This window comes from Acinetobacter sp. 70_2 (assembly GCF_056736115.1).
The window spans coordinates 559,177-574,152 of record NZ_JBWZIP010000015.1 but is presented as its reverse complement, the minus strand read 5'-3'; the positions used below and the strand labels follow the sequence as shown (position 1 = coordinate 574,152).

The window sequence follows — 14,976 nt, the reverse complement described above, 5'->3', positions numbered from 1 at the left end:
TCTTTATTTATAAGCTAAAAATGAAGATTTACTGGTCACGCCAGCGTTTTAAAAAGCGTTTTACATACTTTTTAAATGGCCACGTAAACTGTTTTACAAAGCTATTTGGAATTTTATAGCCAACCGTACCATACACGCTCGCCAAGTGATTCGGCATATATACGGTTTTAAAAATAACATCATAAAGTGGAATAAAAGCAGCGTAATTTTTATCAATCGCAGGTTTTTCAGAGGAATGATGCCAATGGTGGAATTCCGGTGTTGCGATAAACCAACGTAAATATGGAAATCGAAAACGTACATTGGAATGAATAAAAATAGCGTGAAATGAAATAAAAATTAAATAGGCAAAAACAGCAGAAGTATGAAACCCTAAAAGAAAAATCGGTAAAGTGGCAATAAAGCGAGTCATTAAAACTTCAACAACGTGTAAACGGGAAGATGCTAACCAATCCATATATTCAGTCGAATGATGAATCGCATGAAAACGCCATAAAAAGTTAACTTCATGCATGGCTCGATGTAACCAATACACCGTAAAATCAACCACAATGAGCAATTCAATGAATTGCAGCCAAATTGGCTGAGCTTGAACATACGGCACAATTGGGTTATCAGGTAAATGCGTAATCCAATACTGAATTGGCATAACCGTTAAGAAGCTAAATAGTTGAATACCAATATGGCTGACCATGAAATATTTCATATCGGTCACCCAGCCCACTCTTAAGATCTTTTGTTCAGGGTTTTTAGCAAAAAAGCCTTCAAGGGGTATAAAAATAAAAGCCAAGATGACTAGGGTAAGTACAAAATAATCAATGCCTGCATAAAATGGTACGCTTGGAATGACTGGAGCATGAATAACACCACAGCCTAATACTGCTGCGATGAGTGCAAAGCATAAACCATAAAAGCCATATCGATTTTGTCGGATGATTGCACTAAATGCTCCAAAACCTGCGCTAATGATTATGCCTGTAATGAGTCCATAATAAAAAAGACTATAGTGCTTTGCATAAAGTGGACGTAACTCAGGAGTTGTCAGCACACTGGGAAACAAAAAACATAAAGCTCCAAATAAGCAAAGTAAGCTTAATGCCATAGATATAAAAGCACTAATTTTTCCTAAACCCGCATTAAGCTCTAAATTTTCAAATCTTGCTCTTAATTGATCGGTCATAATTCATATCAACAGTTCTTATTCTCTATGCCGCGCATGCTAACAAAATTTAATTATTAATTGTAAAAAGAACCTTATTTAGCTCAAACTAAAAAATAGATATATAAATAAAACTAACCAATCAATCCAAAAACAAGATCAATTGGTTAGTTATTATAAATATTTATCTATTTCAGAACGTGGAAATAGGCTATTTATTTTTTATATGGAGTCTCATAGGTTGTTTCAGCAACAGGTGAAACACGCCAAATCGTATTACCAACATCATCTGCGACTAATAGTGCACCCGAAAAATCAATTGCCACCCCCACTGGGCGCCCATAAGCCTTACCTTTATCGCTGAGGAATCCAGTCAAAATATCTTGCGGTGGACCAGAAGGTTGACCACTTCTAAATGGTACAAAAATGACTTTATAACCACTGTGCGGCTTACGGTTCCAAGAACCATGCTGCCCGATAAATGCCCCACCTCTAAATTGTGGCATGAGTTCAGCTACATAAAATGTAAGACCTAAAGAAGCCGTATGGTTGCCTAGTGCATAGTCAGGTTTAATTGCACGAGCGACCATTTCTGGATTTTGTGGTTTAACTCGTACATCAACATGTTGACCATAGTAGCTATAAGGCCAGCCGTAAAAAGCGCCATCTTGAACTGAGGTCATATAATCGGGTACTAGGTCACTACCAATTTCATCGCGCTCATTTACAACCGTCCATAATTTACCGCTTTGAGGTTGCCAAGCCATACCATTTGGATTACGCAGTCCTGTTGCAAATGGACGAGACTGACCGCTTGCAATATCAAACTCTGTAATTTGTGCACGGCCTTTTTCTTGATCTAAACCATTTTCGCCAACATTACTATTGGAACCGACGGTAATGTAGAGCTTTGTCCCTTCATGATTGGCAATGACGTTTTTGGTCCAATGATGATTTAAAGGGCCACCCGGTAAATCTAGTACTTTAGTGCCACTGGCAGTAATTTTGGTTGCGCCTTCTTGGTAAGGAAAACGCACAAGTGAATCTGTATTGGCAACATACAAATAGTTCCCCACCAGTGCCATACCAAATGGTGAGTTTAAATTTTGAAGAAATACCGTTTTCTGATCGGCAACTCCGTCTCCATTGGTGTCACGAAGTAAAGTAATACGGTTAGCACTCGGATGAGATGAGCCTGCCCGTCTCATCACAAACGTCATGATTTTACCTTTAATGCCTTTACTGTCTTCGGGTTTAGGAGGAGCATCTGTTTCAGCGACCAATACATCACCATTTGGTAGTACATAGAGCCAACGTGGATGTTCAAGTCCTTTAGCAAATGCTTTTACCTTTAAACCTTCTGCCGGAGTTGGCATAACACCACTAGGCCAGCCCTTCGCTGGTGCTATATTCACAGTCGGTAATAGGCTTGTTTTTGGTTCAGGTAATTTTGGTTCCGGGCCATAACTCTCGGCAATCGGATATTGAGAGGATGAAGCGCATCCTGTAACCAGAACTACAACGGTCGTGCCTACAATCGGCAGTAAAAAACGTGTAAGCATCTTTTATCTCCATTTCTTATTTTTTCGCAATATGCACAGGGTAATGCTTTAGAAGAGAGACTTATAGTTTATTTATTTAACTGTGCTGAGCAGTACAGCCTATATTTTAAAAATTTTAATACATAACCGAGTGTTTTCTAGGCACTTAAATCCCCTTCATCATAACTACAAATTAAAACTTCGCATTAGGATTGTTACGTAAAGTATTTAAAAAGCCCTCTTTATCTTTTGGAGAAATCATCACCTTCGCTATTCTTCCATTTTTCATATAACTAATTTTGAGCCGATCTAATGAGAGCGCTGGTGATGAAAGTGGATTATGAGTAGGTTCTATTTGAGTAATATCATCAATATTAATTTTCCAACAGAAAATGAGGCTATTAATGAATAATATATTTTTTTCTACCACATAGTAGGTACTAAAGATTGGAAGCCAAATAACCAGAATGACTAAACTATAAATCATGAGATGCGAAAAATTGGTGCCCATAGAAGAATGATGAACTTCTTGATAAGTTTTAAAAATAATATTGGCAATGATCACAAGAAATATTAATAAAAGCCACCAATCAATTTTTGATCTAAATTTCAAAAGTTATCCTCTACATCTAAATCTCATTTATAATGAGTCTTTCTATATATTTTTTTAATAAAATAATTAAACTAAAAATTAGCTTTAAATGTTAATGATACAAAATCTCGATCATCTATGGTGCTAAATTCATTAGAACCAAAAAAGTTATTATAGGCAATCTCTGTTGTATATTTTTGCTGATAAGTCATAGATAACGCCGCACTTACACTCATTTGCCCTTCTTGAAAGTTTTGGCTATATCCATAAACATCATGTCTAAAACTAAGACTTGGCGTAATCACTGTAGAGGGTAAAATATCTTGATAATTTAATGCGCCACGTAATCGGTAGCCAAATGACCATTCATTAAAAAAACCTTTTTTATTACAAAAGCGTTCATTCAAGTTATCAATTTCTGCATTGGTAAGATGGGCTGTACCATACGGCGTACATTTAAAGTCGCCTGTTTCAGGATTATAAGCACCTGTTGAAAGCTCACTACGGCCAAATGCACCAGTCCGACCAATCCGATGATTACCAATATCTGCAATATGGTTTAAGGCAAACTCTGTAGACCATGTCATCGAATTCGCGCCCCAAATATTGAATATGCTATCAGTTGCTCCAACCGAAAATTGTGTTACGGGTAAGCGTACATATCCTTGAATATATTGACCTAATTCAACAGTTTTTCCCGGCGGCGCAAATGGTGTTCCTTCCGATAGTACTTGAGCATAGACAATGTCTGTGCCGTTTAGCTGCAAAGGTTGATTAGGTTTGTGGGTTAATTCACTAAAAATGGTTGTTGTTCCAACTTTCCCAGTCAAACTTAATCCAAACATTTTGATATTTTCAGGATAGATAGAAAAATAACTTGCGCTATTAAAATGTTCGGGTCCTGCTGCTGTTACAGCCGTTCCATCAAAGTTTGCATTACGGCTATGGTAGTTCGCATAGTGAATACCTAACTCAGCATTATTTAAACTGGCTAATGTCTGTTTTAAAGCAATACCATATTGGCCGTTATCCTTTGCTTTTCTACTTTCTGCACGTGGAATATAGGTACGTAAACGAATTGCGGTATCTGATAATTTATCTCCACCTCCCGCAATCAGAACTGGACCTGCATTTTCAGGCACAAAGTCTGAAATCTCAAAGAAAGTTCCGCTACCATCAACAACTGAAGGTCTAAATTTAAATTGATAGAACCCTTCTATTTTCAAATTTTTATTAATGCTTGTGTCGAACGAAAACATTTCGGTTGGAATGATTCTTTCTTTTGCATCACCACCCGGTCGGTTGATTGCGGCAAAATCAAATGCACTTACCGAATTTAAACCGTTTTGAAAAAACTGAGATTTTCCCCAATTTAAAGTCTGTTTGCCTAATTTTAAATTGATGCTTTTTCCACCGCCCAGTTCAAAATCTTTCCATATATAGGCATTCCATAAATCGATACCTTTGAACTTTGCGAGCCTTGGCCACGCTGAATCATTAAAGGGTTTAAAATCTCCGTGCCCTGTCTCATAAGCATGGTCATACCAGTATTTCGTGCTAATGACCGCACCCTGCTGTTTTCCATTTAGCTTAACTTCAGTTATTCCTCTGATGATCTGTGAAATGGCATCATATTTACTAAAATTCATACGCCCATCATCACCATTCACATCAATGCTAGCGCCTTGTTTGCCTATTTTGTTTGCGTCAGGCCGATAAAGTAATGAAACGGATGGGTCTTGCGTACTCCAACTGGCTCCTAAGCTTAATGTCGTCTTTGTCTCGAACTTCCAGTCTTTATCAATATCAAAATTGGCTGCATTTGCTTTAGACATGAATAAAATCAGGCTTAATGAGACACCTATTTTTTGAATATATAAAACGTGATTATTTCTTTGATTTAAATAGACGTAGTGACCCATCATATTATCTCCCTATCAATATGATTTTTCTTATTTATTGCTTAGTACTCAAAGCCATCCATTGGCTTTAAATGGTTTACATAAGCAGGTATTTTTTGTACTAGGCAGGTTGTTCGACCTGATCTAACTGTTGAATAAATTGTTCAGCTAAAGGCCAATAGCCAAAGCCAGATGCAGGGTTTAAATGTCCCACTTCCCCCAGATTTACGAGTTGACTACCCCACTTTTCTGCCATTTCACTTACAGCTTCATAACGAGCTAAATGGTCATTGGTGCTTGCAACCAAAATGCTGGGAAAAGGTAGTTCTTGATCTGGTAAAGGACTCCATCCTTCTTGATGAAGTACGGTTGGGCTTGGATAATTTTCTGGCCAGCTTTCGTTTAAGTCAGGTGGCGCTACAAGTAAAGCACCCTGAATTGGTCTTTGATATGTTGCAGCCCAGTGTATTGTCATCAGCACACCTGCGCTGTGTGCAACCAAAATAACAGGCCCTTGTATTTGTTCTAGTTGTGCTTGTATTGCAGCAACTCTATTTTCACAATTGAGTTTGTTGGTTTCTACAGGTGGTACAGAGCGAACCTTTGCTAGCTTTGTTTCTAAGATCGTTTGCCAATGCTCGGGAACATGATCGCGTAACCCCGGAATAATTAAAATTGTTGCTTTGGTTTGTATTTTTTCCATTTCAACGCCTGTGAATTTTGCCATCTAGGATGCATAAGAATTTTTATAAAACTCCATTCACAATAAAGGCTCATTTCAGTTAATGGTGTACATAAGACGTCACGGACTTTTCATTTGACGACACATCTTTTTAAAATTTCGTAAATTAATTAAAATAGTTTTTGTAATTACAAATGAATTAAAAGAACAGGTTTAAAATTGATTTGACATCACGATTAGGCGCTTAAATAAAAGCTTTTGTAATGTGGATATTTTAGTTATAACTAGATATGAGCTGTAAGGAATATGGCTGATTAAGAACAGGAGATAATAAAATGGTGCCTCTTGCGCATACCGCCTCTTTAAAAAATTATTTGGCAGTTGCTCAGCAATTAGATCTAAATCCCTACCATTTATTATCACGTGTTGGGCTTAGCCAAACTCAATTGAATGATCTTAAACAACGTATTCCTGTAGATAAAGCCATTACTTTGCTTGAAGACTCAGCCCAAATGAGTAATTGCGATGTTTTCGGTTTACATATGGCAGAGCAACGCGAAATCGCGGATTTTGGTGAACTAAGCTTATTATTAAGTTACCAATATACTTTGAGAGAAGCGCTGCAAACGATTGTTCGTTATAGGAATTTACTCAATAACTCACTTGAAATATATATTGAAGAAATTGACGATACAGTAGTTATTCGAGAAGAGGTTATAACCACAACTTGCGGGTATAGTCGCCAAGCGACGGAACTTGCTTTAGGAATCACCCATCGTTTTTGTGCAGCACTCATGATGCAAAAATGGCGGCCGTTAAGTGTACATTTCACTCATAACCCGCCTAGTGATTTAACTTTGCATCGGCGGATTTTTGGCTGTGCGCTCGAGTTCGGTAGTGACTTTAATGGCATTGTTTGTACGGCGGCCGAACTTGATACAAAAAACCCTCAAGCAAATCTGGCGATGGCCAACCATGCGCAGCGTTATTTAGATATTTTGCAGAATAGCAATGAATCGACCATGATTTTTGATATTCGTAAAAGTATTTATCTTCTTTTGCCAATGGGGCGCGCTACGATTGATCAAGTCGCTCAAACACACGGTATTCACGTACGGACCTTACAGCGTCGATTAGAAGAAGCTCAAACGAGTTTTAGTGATTTAATGAATGAAGTACGCAAAGATCTCGTATTTCGTTATTTAAAAAATCTAAATTATTCACTTGCTCAAGTGTCTGATATTTTAGGTTACTCAATGCCGAGTTCTTTTACGCGTTGGTTCATTAGCCAGTTTGGTATGTCACCGAATACGTGGCGTAATCACAATAAAGCCCTGCTTAATTAATTCTTTTGTGTTTGATACCAAATGAAGTCATTTAAAATATAAGGAAGCTGGAGAACCACTCCATAACTTCCTTTAAAATCTAATTTTTAAAATTAAAACCACAAGCGCATAAGCCCAAGAACCAATGCCACCAAAAAGATGCTTTCGCCGATCATTAAAAGAATTGGTTTAATGCCGACCGATGCTAATTCTTTTAACTGAGTTTTCATCCCTAAAGCACTTATTGCGATGACTAAAAACCAGCGTGATAAATCATTGATTCCATTTTGAACCATCGCTGGTACCCATCCTGTACTGTTAATACAAGCGAGTATTAAAAAGCCAACAGCAAACCAAGGCAGTAATGGCGGTCGTTCCCCCGTTGAATCTGCACCTTGCATACGGGTAATCATAGCCGCACAAACAATTACTGGAAGCAACATTGCCACACGCATGAGTTTAACTACAGTCGCCGTATCCCCCGTTTGAGTAGACATGCTATAACCAGCGCCGACCACTTGCGCCACATCGTGAATCGTAGCACCAAGAAACACACCAGCCGCTTGTGGCGATAACTCTAGCCACTTCGCAATCATCGGGTAGACAATCATTGCAAATGTTGAAAGTGCCGATACGCCAATCACGGTAAATAAAGTCGCTTTTTCTTTTTGCGGATGATTCGGAAAAGCAGCCGATAGCGCCAGTGCGGCTGAAGCACCACAGATTGCCGTTGATCCACCAGTGAGCATGCCAAATAGTTTTTGGAAACCTAAAATCTTAGCAGCAATGACAGAAACGGCGATTGTGACAATAACCAGAGTAACGACTAACGCAACAGGCTGCCAACCTAGTGCAGTAATTTGCCCCAAAGTTATACGCATGCCGAGTAACGCGATGCCCATCCTCAGCACACTACGTGCGGTGAACTCGATACCTACCTTACATTTACTTTCAGCCGCTAAAAAATTCACGCTCATGCCGAGCAGTAGTGCAAATAGCATGACTGGCGCACCATAATGCTCTGATAAAAAACAGGCAGCCGCAGCAACGACCGAACTGACCACAAAGCCTGGTGCTAATTCTCTTGTACGCTGGGAAAAATTTTTCAAAACTAAACTACTCATGATTTTCCCCACTGCCCATAACAATAAATACTTTGTCCTCGATCACTTCTACGGGATAGGTTGCAACTTTGAGATGAGCAGAATTAACTAAACAGCCATTTGTTAAATCAAAGCGTAGACCATGGGCACAGCACTGAATCACTCGTCCTTCTAGACATCCACTAAATAGCGATGCACCCTGATGAGGACAACTGTCATCGATTGCATAAAATTGAGTCGCAACGTTAAATAATGCGAGAGTTTTATCTCCAATTTTTAAAAAAGCCCGCTCACCTGAATTCGGTATTTTCTCAAAAGGCACTTCAAATCGGTTGGTCATATCAACTCTCCTTGTGCCACCATTGCCTCTTGCATCGCTTGATAAAGTACATCTGCTGATTGCGCGCCCACTAAGGCAGAAGCCCGATTAAAAATAAAATAAGGCACGCCATTACCTCCTGTACTTGCAGAGATAAAATCTTGATGATCTTGAATAAGTAAATCTTTGATAAGCTCAGGTAAGAAGCCACAACGTTTCGCGATTTTGTATAAAGTGGTGGTATTTCCGATGTCTAACCCATTATAAAAATATGCAGCAAAGAGTTGTTCTAACAACGCATTGCACTGCTCAGGAGTGCCTATCTTTAAAGCTTTATCAAATAAGCGATGAGCTTTGGCCGTATTTGGCATGCGTTTAATTTGATCAAAATCGATCTTAAGCCCAACTTTATGTGCAGCTTTATTGACTTGTTCTTGTCTCATACGAACTGCTGTCAAGCTACCTAACCGTTTCAAATAAAACGTTTGAAACGGTACACCTTCAACAGCTAAATCAGGTATGAGTTGAACACCTCGCCAATGCACAACAACTTTAACTCTGGGGTGAAGCTGATAAAATCTATTTATAGCGATCAGTAACTGACGTTTTCCGATCAAACACCAAGGACAAATAAAGTCAAAAAATACATCAATATGTAATTGCCGAATCATCATTTGTTATTCATCCCGCATTTTTGTATTTGGTTACCTGAATGATTTTTAAGCTCAGTCATTCCTTGCTGCTCAAAGCGTGCAATATCTTTGTGATAATGGCGTTTGGCATAAAAAAATACGGCTGCGGCTCCAATACTGACCAATGGCATGAGTTGAAATGCGCTATGTAAACCAATCACATCAGATACTTTGCCAACCACCAAAGGACCAAGCGCTAAACCAAGAAAATTGTTAGCCAGAGTAAGTGTTGCGAATGCAGAGCCATGAACTGAGTTATGTGTGAGATTGGCCACCATGGCACTAGATGGGCCATTGGTTCCTAAGGCAATAAACATTCCAAGGCAAATGAGAAATAATTGAGTACGCCCCGCGGGCACAGCAAAAGCAATTAATAAAAGCACACAACTGACCAAGCAGTATGTAATGGCTAAACTGACCTTACGATCAGGACAATTACGGCCCAAATAATCACATAACATGCCACATAAAATTGTGCCCACCGCACTAAACAGCACAATGACCGCTGCCATTACACCAGCCGTGTCGGTACTCATGCCGTAATAGCGATTGAGATAACTCGGCATCCAGACAATCACCGTGCCGCCAACAAACAATTGCAACCCACTACCAATGTAAGTGGCAATGACTGAACGACTTGAATATAAAGTTTTTAAAGGACTTTGAATGTGCTTGGTTTTGCTACGATTCTTATTTTGATGTGAAGAAGCTATTCTTTTTTCTTTGACTAAAACTGGATATAGAAAAGCTAAAATGAGGCCAAATAAAGCAATGGCGCCAAAAGCCCAACGCCAGCCAAAGTGCTGTGCCAGAACACCACCTAGGGCCATACCCAAAAATGAACCGAATACACCGCCAGCCATAAAAGCACTAGCAAGTGTTGCACGCATTTCCCTTGGAAAAACAGCTACAACCACTGCAATACCAACACTGCCATAAGCCGCTTCACCCACACCAACCATAAAACGAGCAATAAACATTTGCTCATAATTTTCAGCCAGCGCACATCCTAGAGTCGCCAGACTCCATAATGCCGCCATAATGGCCAAGCTTTTAACTCGTCCAAAACGGTCTGCCATTAGAGACAACGGCAGAGTCAATAAACCTACCATTAAGGCGACAATGCCACTAAGCAAACCTAGCTGGCTGTCACTGAGTAACCATTCCGTTTTGAGCAATGGAAAGACAGCGTTTAATACTTGCCGTGACATGTAATCGGAAATGAGCAAGCCAAATGTCAAAGCAAAAACAAGCCATGCATAACGACGAGGTATACTGATTGACGTATCAACATCGCTCATCTGATCTGAATACTGATGTGCATTCATACGACCTCCTTGTATTTTTTATAATTTCTATTTAGCTAGTGCAGCAACGCACTTTTAAAAATAAAGCGAATAAGCTGCACTACATTTGAGGTCTAAATTCCGTTAGACCTTGTCATATTAGTTACGCTGCGGCACGCCTTTTTGCCCTGCTTTACGATTGGGTGCCATACCATTTGCGATTAGAGTTTCTTCAATACTGTTGTATTGCACCCCAATACGATAAATTTCACGGGCTTCTTTTCCTGAGGCAATTTCACGGCCTAATTCATGGGCAATCCGAACAGTTTGTTTAATTTGCTCTACAGATGAAAAACGGCGTCCGTGATGATCAATGATCGTGTCTTCATTACCCACACGGGCATGTAAACCCATTGCCATCGACATGGTGTTAAAAGGCAATACATTTTTGAGTAGCGATTCTGATGTCAAAGTACATCCATCAGGTACGCGATGAATAAAATTAAAGAAATTAAATGGGTTTGGACCATCAAAACCACCGCCGATTCCAATCCAAGTTAAGTTTAACGGCCCCATATATAAGCCTTTACGCACCATACGTTCTAGCGTCTCAAGTCCATGCATACCAGTTAATTGAAAGTGCGGTTGAATATTGTTTTTACATAAGCGCTTAATATGTTCGGTAACCCATGCAGGCCCTGCTGGCACAGTCATCTCTGCATATGCTGCCTGAGTCGCTGGATGTGCCAATGAAGTCCCTTCTAAATATTCAGGATAGAGCAATTCCATAATATTCATTTGTGTGGTGTTAATTGCTACCGTAACTTGATCGGGCTTTGGTGTAAGTTCAGCCAACATATGTCGGGTGTCGTCACTTAGCCATAGAGCCGCTTCACCTTCACTTTCTGGTGCAAATGAAATCGAACCACCTACCTGAATAATCATGTCAGGCACAGCCTCGCGAACCCCTGCGATAAGCTCATTAAACTTTGACAAGCGTTTAGAGCCTTTGCCATCAAGCTCACGGACATGTAAATGCAGCACTGTCGCGCCTGCTTCATAGCACTCAACCGCTTTTTGTATTTGCTCATCCATGGTCACTGGAATATCTTCAGGAAAGTCTTCCGGCATCCATTCGGGTCCATACGGCGCAACCGTGATTACCACTTTTTCCATATTTTCTGGGTGCAATGAGTCGTCAAAGAATTGCATGTGCATCTCCTGATATATTTTTAGAATTTTCAATTAGATAAAATTATTAACCTATAGATTTAATAGGTTGCGTCACCAATAATGCCGGCCCGCTCCATTTTTCGGTGGCAAGGTGGATAATCCATGACTGCATAATGTTGTGTGCTACGGTTATCCCAAATAGCAATGCTGTTAGGCTTCCAGCGCCAACGCACTTGAAACTCTGGAATATAGGCTTGAGAAATTAAGTAACGTAGTAGTTCAGCTGCGCCCGGATTGGCATCTTGTCCAAATCTGACGCGCTCTTTGGTGTGATAGTTACTGAAGTGGGTTGTGAACGCGTTGACGTATAAAATTTTCTCGCCCGTCTCAGGATGAGTACGTACTACTGGGTGCTCAGCATCAGGAAACTTTGCTTTTAAGTCCAAACGTTTTTCAAGCGGCATAGCCGCACCAAAACTCGCTTCTATGCTGTGATAAGCACGTAAGTCAGCAATCTTATCCTTAATATCGTTGGGTAACGACTCATAGGCCATCACCATATTGGTCCACATGGTATCGCCACCTACAGGTGGGCATTCAATACAGTGCAACACGCATCCCATCGGCGGAACCTTGCGCCAGCTTGCATCGCTGTGCCAAGCATTTTCATAACGATCGACGGGACTTTCAGGATGTTTATAAATCTGCACCAAACCCGGATGATCAGGATGGCTGCCTACCGCAGGATGATCTTCGAGTTGTCCAAATTTTTCCGCAAATGCGACATGATCCTGACGGGTTAATTGCTGATCTCGTAAAAACAACACACGGTGTTTAAGTAGTTGTGTGTGAATTTCAGCAAATAATCCATCATCATAAATCGCATCAGCGAGTTTGACGCCACTGAGCTCTGCACCAATATTGCAAGTTAACTGTTCAATTTGCATAAGAAATCCCTTCAAATTACAAAGATTGATGAACCTATTGTTTTACGTGCTTCCAAATCACGATGAGCTTGCACGGCATCCTTTAGCTCATAGCGCTGATTAATTTCAATTTTGATTCGTCCATGTCGAACATGATCAAATAATTCATTTGCCAGTTCTTTCTTCTCGGCAGGATCTGCAATGTAATCGGCCAAAGCTGGACGTGTGACAAACAAGGAGCCTTTCACGGCAAGTAGTACCGGATCAAAAGCAGGGATTGGACCCGATGCAGTTCCTACGCAGACCAGTAAACCACGGCGTTTGAGAGAGTCTAATGAACTCATAAAAGTGGCTTGACCGACACTATCGAAAACGACATTTACACCCACTCCACCTGTTAACTCACGTACACGTTCGGCAACATTTTCATGGCTGTAGTTAATGACATGATCACAACCATGAGCTCGTGCTACGGCAGCCTTTTCTTCTGAAGATGTGGTACCGATAACAGTCAAGCCAAGTAATTTAGCCCATTGAGAAACAATCAGCCCAACACCACCAGCAGCAGCATGTAATAGAATTGAATCGCCTGCTTTAAAGTCATAAATGCGACGCATCAGATAAGCAGCGGTCAACCCTCTCATGGTCATGGCAGCCGCTGTTTCACAAGAAATTTCTTCGGGTAATTTAATTAAAGCATTTGCTGGAATTAGACGGTGGGTACTATATGCACCTAACGTATTTAAAAAACCTGTATAAGTAACTCGGTCACCTACTTTAAGCTGTGTGACTCCTTCACCTAAAGCTTCGATAACACCAGATGCTTCAACGCCCATGCCATTAGGCATTGGAATTTGATAGGTTCCATTACGAAAATATGTATCGGCATAATTTAAACCGACTGCCACATGACGTAGGCGTACTTCCCCTGCTTTGGGATCTCCTACTTCTACATCCTCATAGCGCATTACTTCTGGCGTTCCTGTTCCATAGAAACGTATAGCTTTCGTCAACGTCATGTCCTATTCCATATTTTGGTTTTTTATTGAGTGCCTATAAAAGCAATAACCAAAATTACAACAGTTAGGATATGGGCCACTTTACATTTCACGACACAAGCTTAACGTTTAATGACAGCCGAACTTTACTAAAGTTGGTTTTATATTTATCTGACGAAATAAGGATTAAGTTCATACCTATGAAAAATTAAAATAATTCTAAATATTTACGATTTGTTTTTTTAAGTTAGCTTTTTAAATGTACTATTTTTTAATTAAAAATTCCTTTACCCTGACCTACTTTAATTATTTTAACTTTCACTGTAGCTCAGGTGTTCAACTAAGTTCATTTATTTCTTATGTCAAAAAATTTAGCAACATTGATTGGTTTAAGTGCCATCCTGATGTGGGCCTCTATGGTGGGTTTTGTAAAACATATCACGACCGTCATCGGCCCAGATATTGGCATTACACTGATTTACTCCCTAAGTGCGTTGCTACTCCTGATTATTTTTAGAGTGCCAAATTTTAAGTTAATTTCTAAAAAATATTTAATTTTAGGTGCAATTTTATTTATCGCTTATGAGCTATGTTTTTCATTTGCACTTGCCTATTCAAAAACCGCTCAACAAGCGATTGAAGTAAGCATTGTGAACTACCTTTGGCCAAGCTTGACGGTTTTAGCTTTTGTCATTTTTAAAGAGCTAAAATTTAATGTATTTATTATTTTAGGCTTAATCATTTCAATTTTTGGCATTATTTTTATACAGACCGGAAATGGAGATTTTAGTCTAAGTCGAGTTATCGATAACTTTTATAGCAATCCTCTAAGTTATATTTTGGCATTTATAGGTGCCATTATTTGGGCTTTTTACTGCGTGTTGACTAAGAAAATAGGTAAAGGACAAAACCCTATTTCTATTTTCTTTATTGGCGTCGCTCTAACATTATGGTTAAAGCTATTGTTTAGTGGCCAAGCTGTTTTGCCATCACTCGATTTAAATACGACTTTATCTCTAGTCTTTGCATCCACTGCAATTGGACTAGGTTATGCGGCATGGAATATTGGCATTATTCATGGCAATACCACCATGTTAGTAGTAGCTTCTTACTTTACGCCCATCATCTCTTCTCTGCTTGCCATGTTGGTTTTACAAACCGAGTTATCAATCAGCTTTTGGCAAGGAACAGCTATGGTTACAGCCGGTTCACTCATCTGCTGGCTGTCAACAAATTGGACAGTTATCCGTTCTTATTTTAAAAAGGATTAAAAGCTTAG

At 39.6% G+C, this 14,976-nt stretch carries 14 protein-coding genes; 2 read left to right on the top strand and 12 right to left on the bottom strand.

What is annotated here, in order from left to right; all coding sequences use genetic code 11:
- Positions 1-28: 28 nt before the first annotated feature.
- The 5 genes from AC1PJ9_RS11720 to AC1PJ9_RS11700 all read right to left on the bottom strand — a co-directional run bounded on the left by AC1PJ9_RS11720 (position 29) and on the right by AC1PJ9_RS11700 (position 5,920).
- The gene (locus tag AC1PJ9_RS11720) at positions 29-1,180 is read right to left on the bottom strand and encodes a sterol desaturase family protein (protein ID WP_311087351.1); all 1,152 of its coding nucleotides are present in this window, start codon (positions 1,178-1,180) and stop codon (positions 29-31) included.
- Positions 1,181-1,374: 194 nt separating this feature from the next.
- Positions 1,375-2,721 (bottom strand): PQQ-dependent sugar dehydrogenase, encoded by a 1,347-nt coding sequence (locus AC1PJ9_RS11715; protein WP_311087350.1) that lies wholly within the window; start codon positions 2,719-2,721, stop codon positions 1,375-1,377.
- Positions 2,722-2,893: 172 nt separating this feature from the next.
- Positions 2,894-3,313, bottom strand: coding sequence for a PH domain-containing protein (locus AC1PJ9_RS11710; protein WP_311087349.1), 420 nt, complete (start codon positions 3,311-3,313; stop codon positions 2,894-2,896).
- Positions 3,314-3,384: 71 nt separating this feature from the next.
- Complete coding sequence (locus AC1PJ9_RS11705; RefSeq protein ID WP_311088050.1) at positions 3,385-5,214, bottom strand: DUF1302 domain-containing protein; 1,830 nt, start codon at positions 5,212-5,214, stop codon at positions 3,385-3,387.
- 100 nt (positions 5,215-5,314) lie between these two features.
- Complete coding sequence (locus AC1PJ9_RS11700; RefSeq protein ID WP_311087348.1) at positions 5,315-5,920, bottom strand: RBBP9/YdeN family alpha/beta hydrolase; 606 nt, start codon at positions 5,918-5,920, stop codon at positions 5,315-5,317.
- Between the two features lie 290 nt (positions 5,921-6,210).
- Here AC1PJ9_RS11700 and AC1PJ9_RS11695 point away from each other — a divergent pair, with 290 nt between their 5' ends.
- Positions 6,211-7,221: an AraC family transcriptional regulator gene (locus AC1PJ9_RS11695; RefSeq protein WP_311087347.1), complete on the top strand. Its 1,011-nt coding sequence runs from the start codon at positions 6,211-6,213 to the stop codon at positions 7,219-7,221.
- Between the two features lie 92 nt (positions 7,222-7,313).
- Here the strand turns inward: AC1PJ9_RS11695 and AC1PJ9_RS11690 are convergent, their stop codons facing one another.
- The 7 genes from AC1PJ9_RS11690 to AC1PJ9_RS11660 all read right to left on the bottom strand — a co-directional run bounded on the left by AC1PJ9_RS11690 (position 7,314) and on the right by AC1PJ9_RS11660 (position 13,718).
- A complete protein-coding gene (locus AC1PJ9_RS11690) occupies positions 7,314-8,324 on the bottom strand; it encodes a YeiH family protein (RefSeq protein WP_311087346.1) in 1,011 nt (336 codons plus the stop codon).
- Positions 8,317-8,625: a Rieske (2Fe-2S) protein gene (locus AC1PJ9_RS11685; RefSeq protein ID WP_311088049.1), complete on the bottom strand. Its 309-nt coding sequence runs from the start codon at positions 8,623-8,625 to the stop codon at positions 8,317-8,319. The genes AC1PJ9_RS11690 and AC1PJ9_RS11685 overlap by 8 nt, the downstream gene beginning before the upstream one ends.
- A gap of 14 nt (positions 8,626-8,639) precedes the next feature.
- Positions 8,640-9,296, bottom strand: coding sequence for a DsbA family oxidoreductase (locus tag AC1PJ9_RS11680; protein WP_311087345.1), 657 nt, complete (start codon positions 9,294-9,296; stop codon positions 8,640-8,642).
- Complete coding sequence (locus tag AC1PJ9_RS11675) at positions 9,293-10,642, bottom strand: MFS transporter (protein ID WP_311087344.1); 1,350 nt, start codon at positions 10,640-10,642, stop codon at positions 9,293-9,295. Before AC1PJ9_RS11675 ends, AC1PJ9_RS11680 begins: the two co-directional genes overlap by 4 nt.
- Positions 10,643-10,759: 117 nt before the next feature.
- Positions 10,760-11,812: a beta-keto acid cleavage family enzyme gene (locus tag AC1PJ9_RS11670; RefSeq protein WP_004791385.1), complete on the bottom strand. Its 1,053-nt coding sequence runs from the start codon at positions 11,810-11,812 to the stop codon at positions 10,760-10,762.
- Positions 11,813-11,871: 59 nt separating this feature from the next.
- Positions 11,872-12,720: a TauD/TfdA dioxygenase family protein gene (locus AC1PJ9_RS11665; protein ID WP_311087343.1), complete on the bottom strand. Its 849-nt coding sequence runs from the start codon at positions 12,718-12,720 to the stop codon at positions 11,872-11,874.
- Between the two features lie 11 nt (positions 12,721-12,731).
- Positions 12,732-13,718, bottom strand: coding sequence for a quinone oxidoreductase family protein (locus AC1PJ9_RS11660; RefSeq protein ID WP_126645863.1), 987 nt, complete (start codon positions 13,716-13,718; stop codon positions 12,732-12,734).
- A gap of 338 nt (positions 13,719-14,056) precedes the next feature.
- On the opposite strand from AC1PJ9_RS11660, the gene yddG reads away from it, so the two are divergent.
- On the top strand, positions 14,057-14,968 hold the full coding sequence (gene yddG, locus AC1PJ9_RS11655; protein ID WP_311087342.1) for an aromatic amino acid DMT transporter YddG: 912 nt from the start codon (positions 14,057-14,059) through the stop codon (positions 14,966-14,968).
- Positions 14,969-14,976: the final 8 nt, after the last annotated feature.

Bases quoted from the DNA above. Each gene is read 5' to 3' on its own strand.
- AC1PJ9_RS11720 (WP_311087351.1), bottom strand. From the start codon at position 1,180: ATGACCGATCAATTAAGAGCAAGATTTGAAAATTTAGAGCTTAATGCG.
- AC1PJ9_RS11715 (WP_311087350.1), bottom strand. From the start codon at position 2,721: ATGCTTACACGTTTTTTACTGCCGATTGTAGGCACGACCGTTGTAGTT.
- AC1PJ9_RS11705 (WP_311088050.1), bottom strand. From the start codon at position 5,214: ATGGGTCACTACGTCTATTTAAATCAAAGAAATAATCACGTTTTATAT.
- AC1PJ9_RS11700 (WP_311087348.1), bottom strand. From the start codon at position 5,920: ATGGCAAAATTCACAGGCGTTGAAATGGAAAAAATACAAACCAAAGCA.
- AC1PJ9_RS11695 (WP_311087347.1), top strand. From the start codon at position 6,211: ATGGTGCCTCTTGCGCATACCGCCTCTTTAAAAAATTATTTGGCAGTT.
- AC1PJ9_RS11690 (WP_311087346.1), bottom strand. From the start codon at position 8,324: ATGAGTAGTTTAGTTTTGAAAAATTTTTCCCAGCGTACAAGAGAATTA.
- AC1PJ9_RS11680 (WP_311087345.1), bottom strand. From the start codon at position 9,296: ATGATGATTCGGCAATTACATATTGATGTATTTTTTGACTTTATTTGT.
- AC1PJ9_RS11675 (WP_311087344.1), bottom strand. From the start codon at position 10,642: ATGAATGCACATCAGTATTCAGATCAGATGAGCGATGTTGATACGTCA.
- AC1PJ9_RS11670 (WP_004791385.1), bottom strand. From the start codon at position 11,812: ATGCAATTCTTTGACGACTCATTGCACCCAGAAAATATGGAAAAAGTG.
- AC1PJ9_RS11665 (WP_311087343.1), bottom strand. From the start codon at position 12,720: ATGCAAATTGAACAGTTAACTTGCAATATTGGTGCAGAGCTCAGTGGC.
- AC1PJ9_RS11660 (WP_126645863.1), bottom strand. From the start codon at position 13,718: ATGACGTTGACGAAAGCTATACGTTTCTATGGAACAGGAACGCCAGAA.
- yddG (WP_311087342.1), top strand. From the start codon at position 14,057: ATGTCAAAAAATTTAGCAACATTGATTGGTTTAAGTGCCATCCTGATG.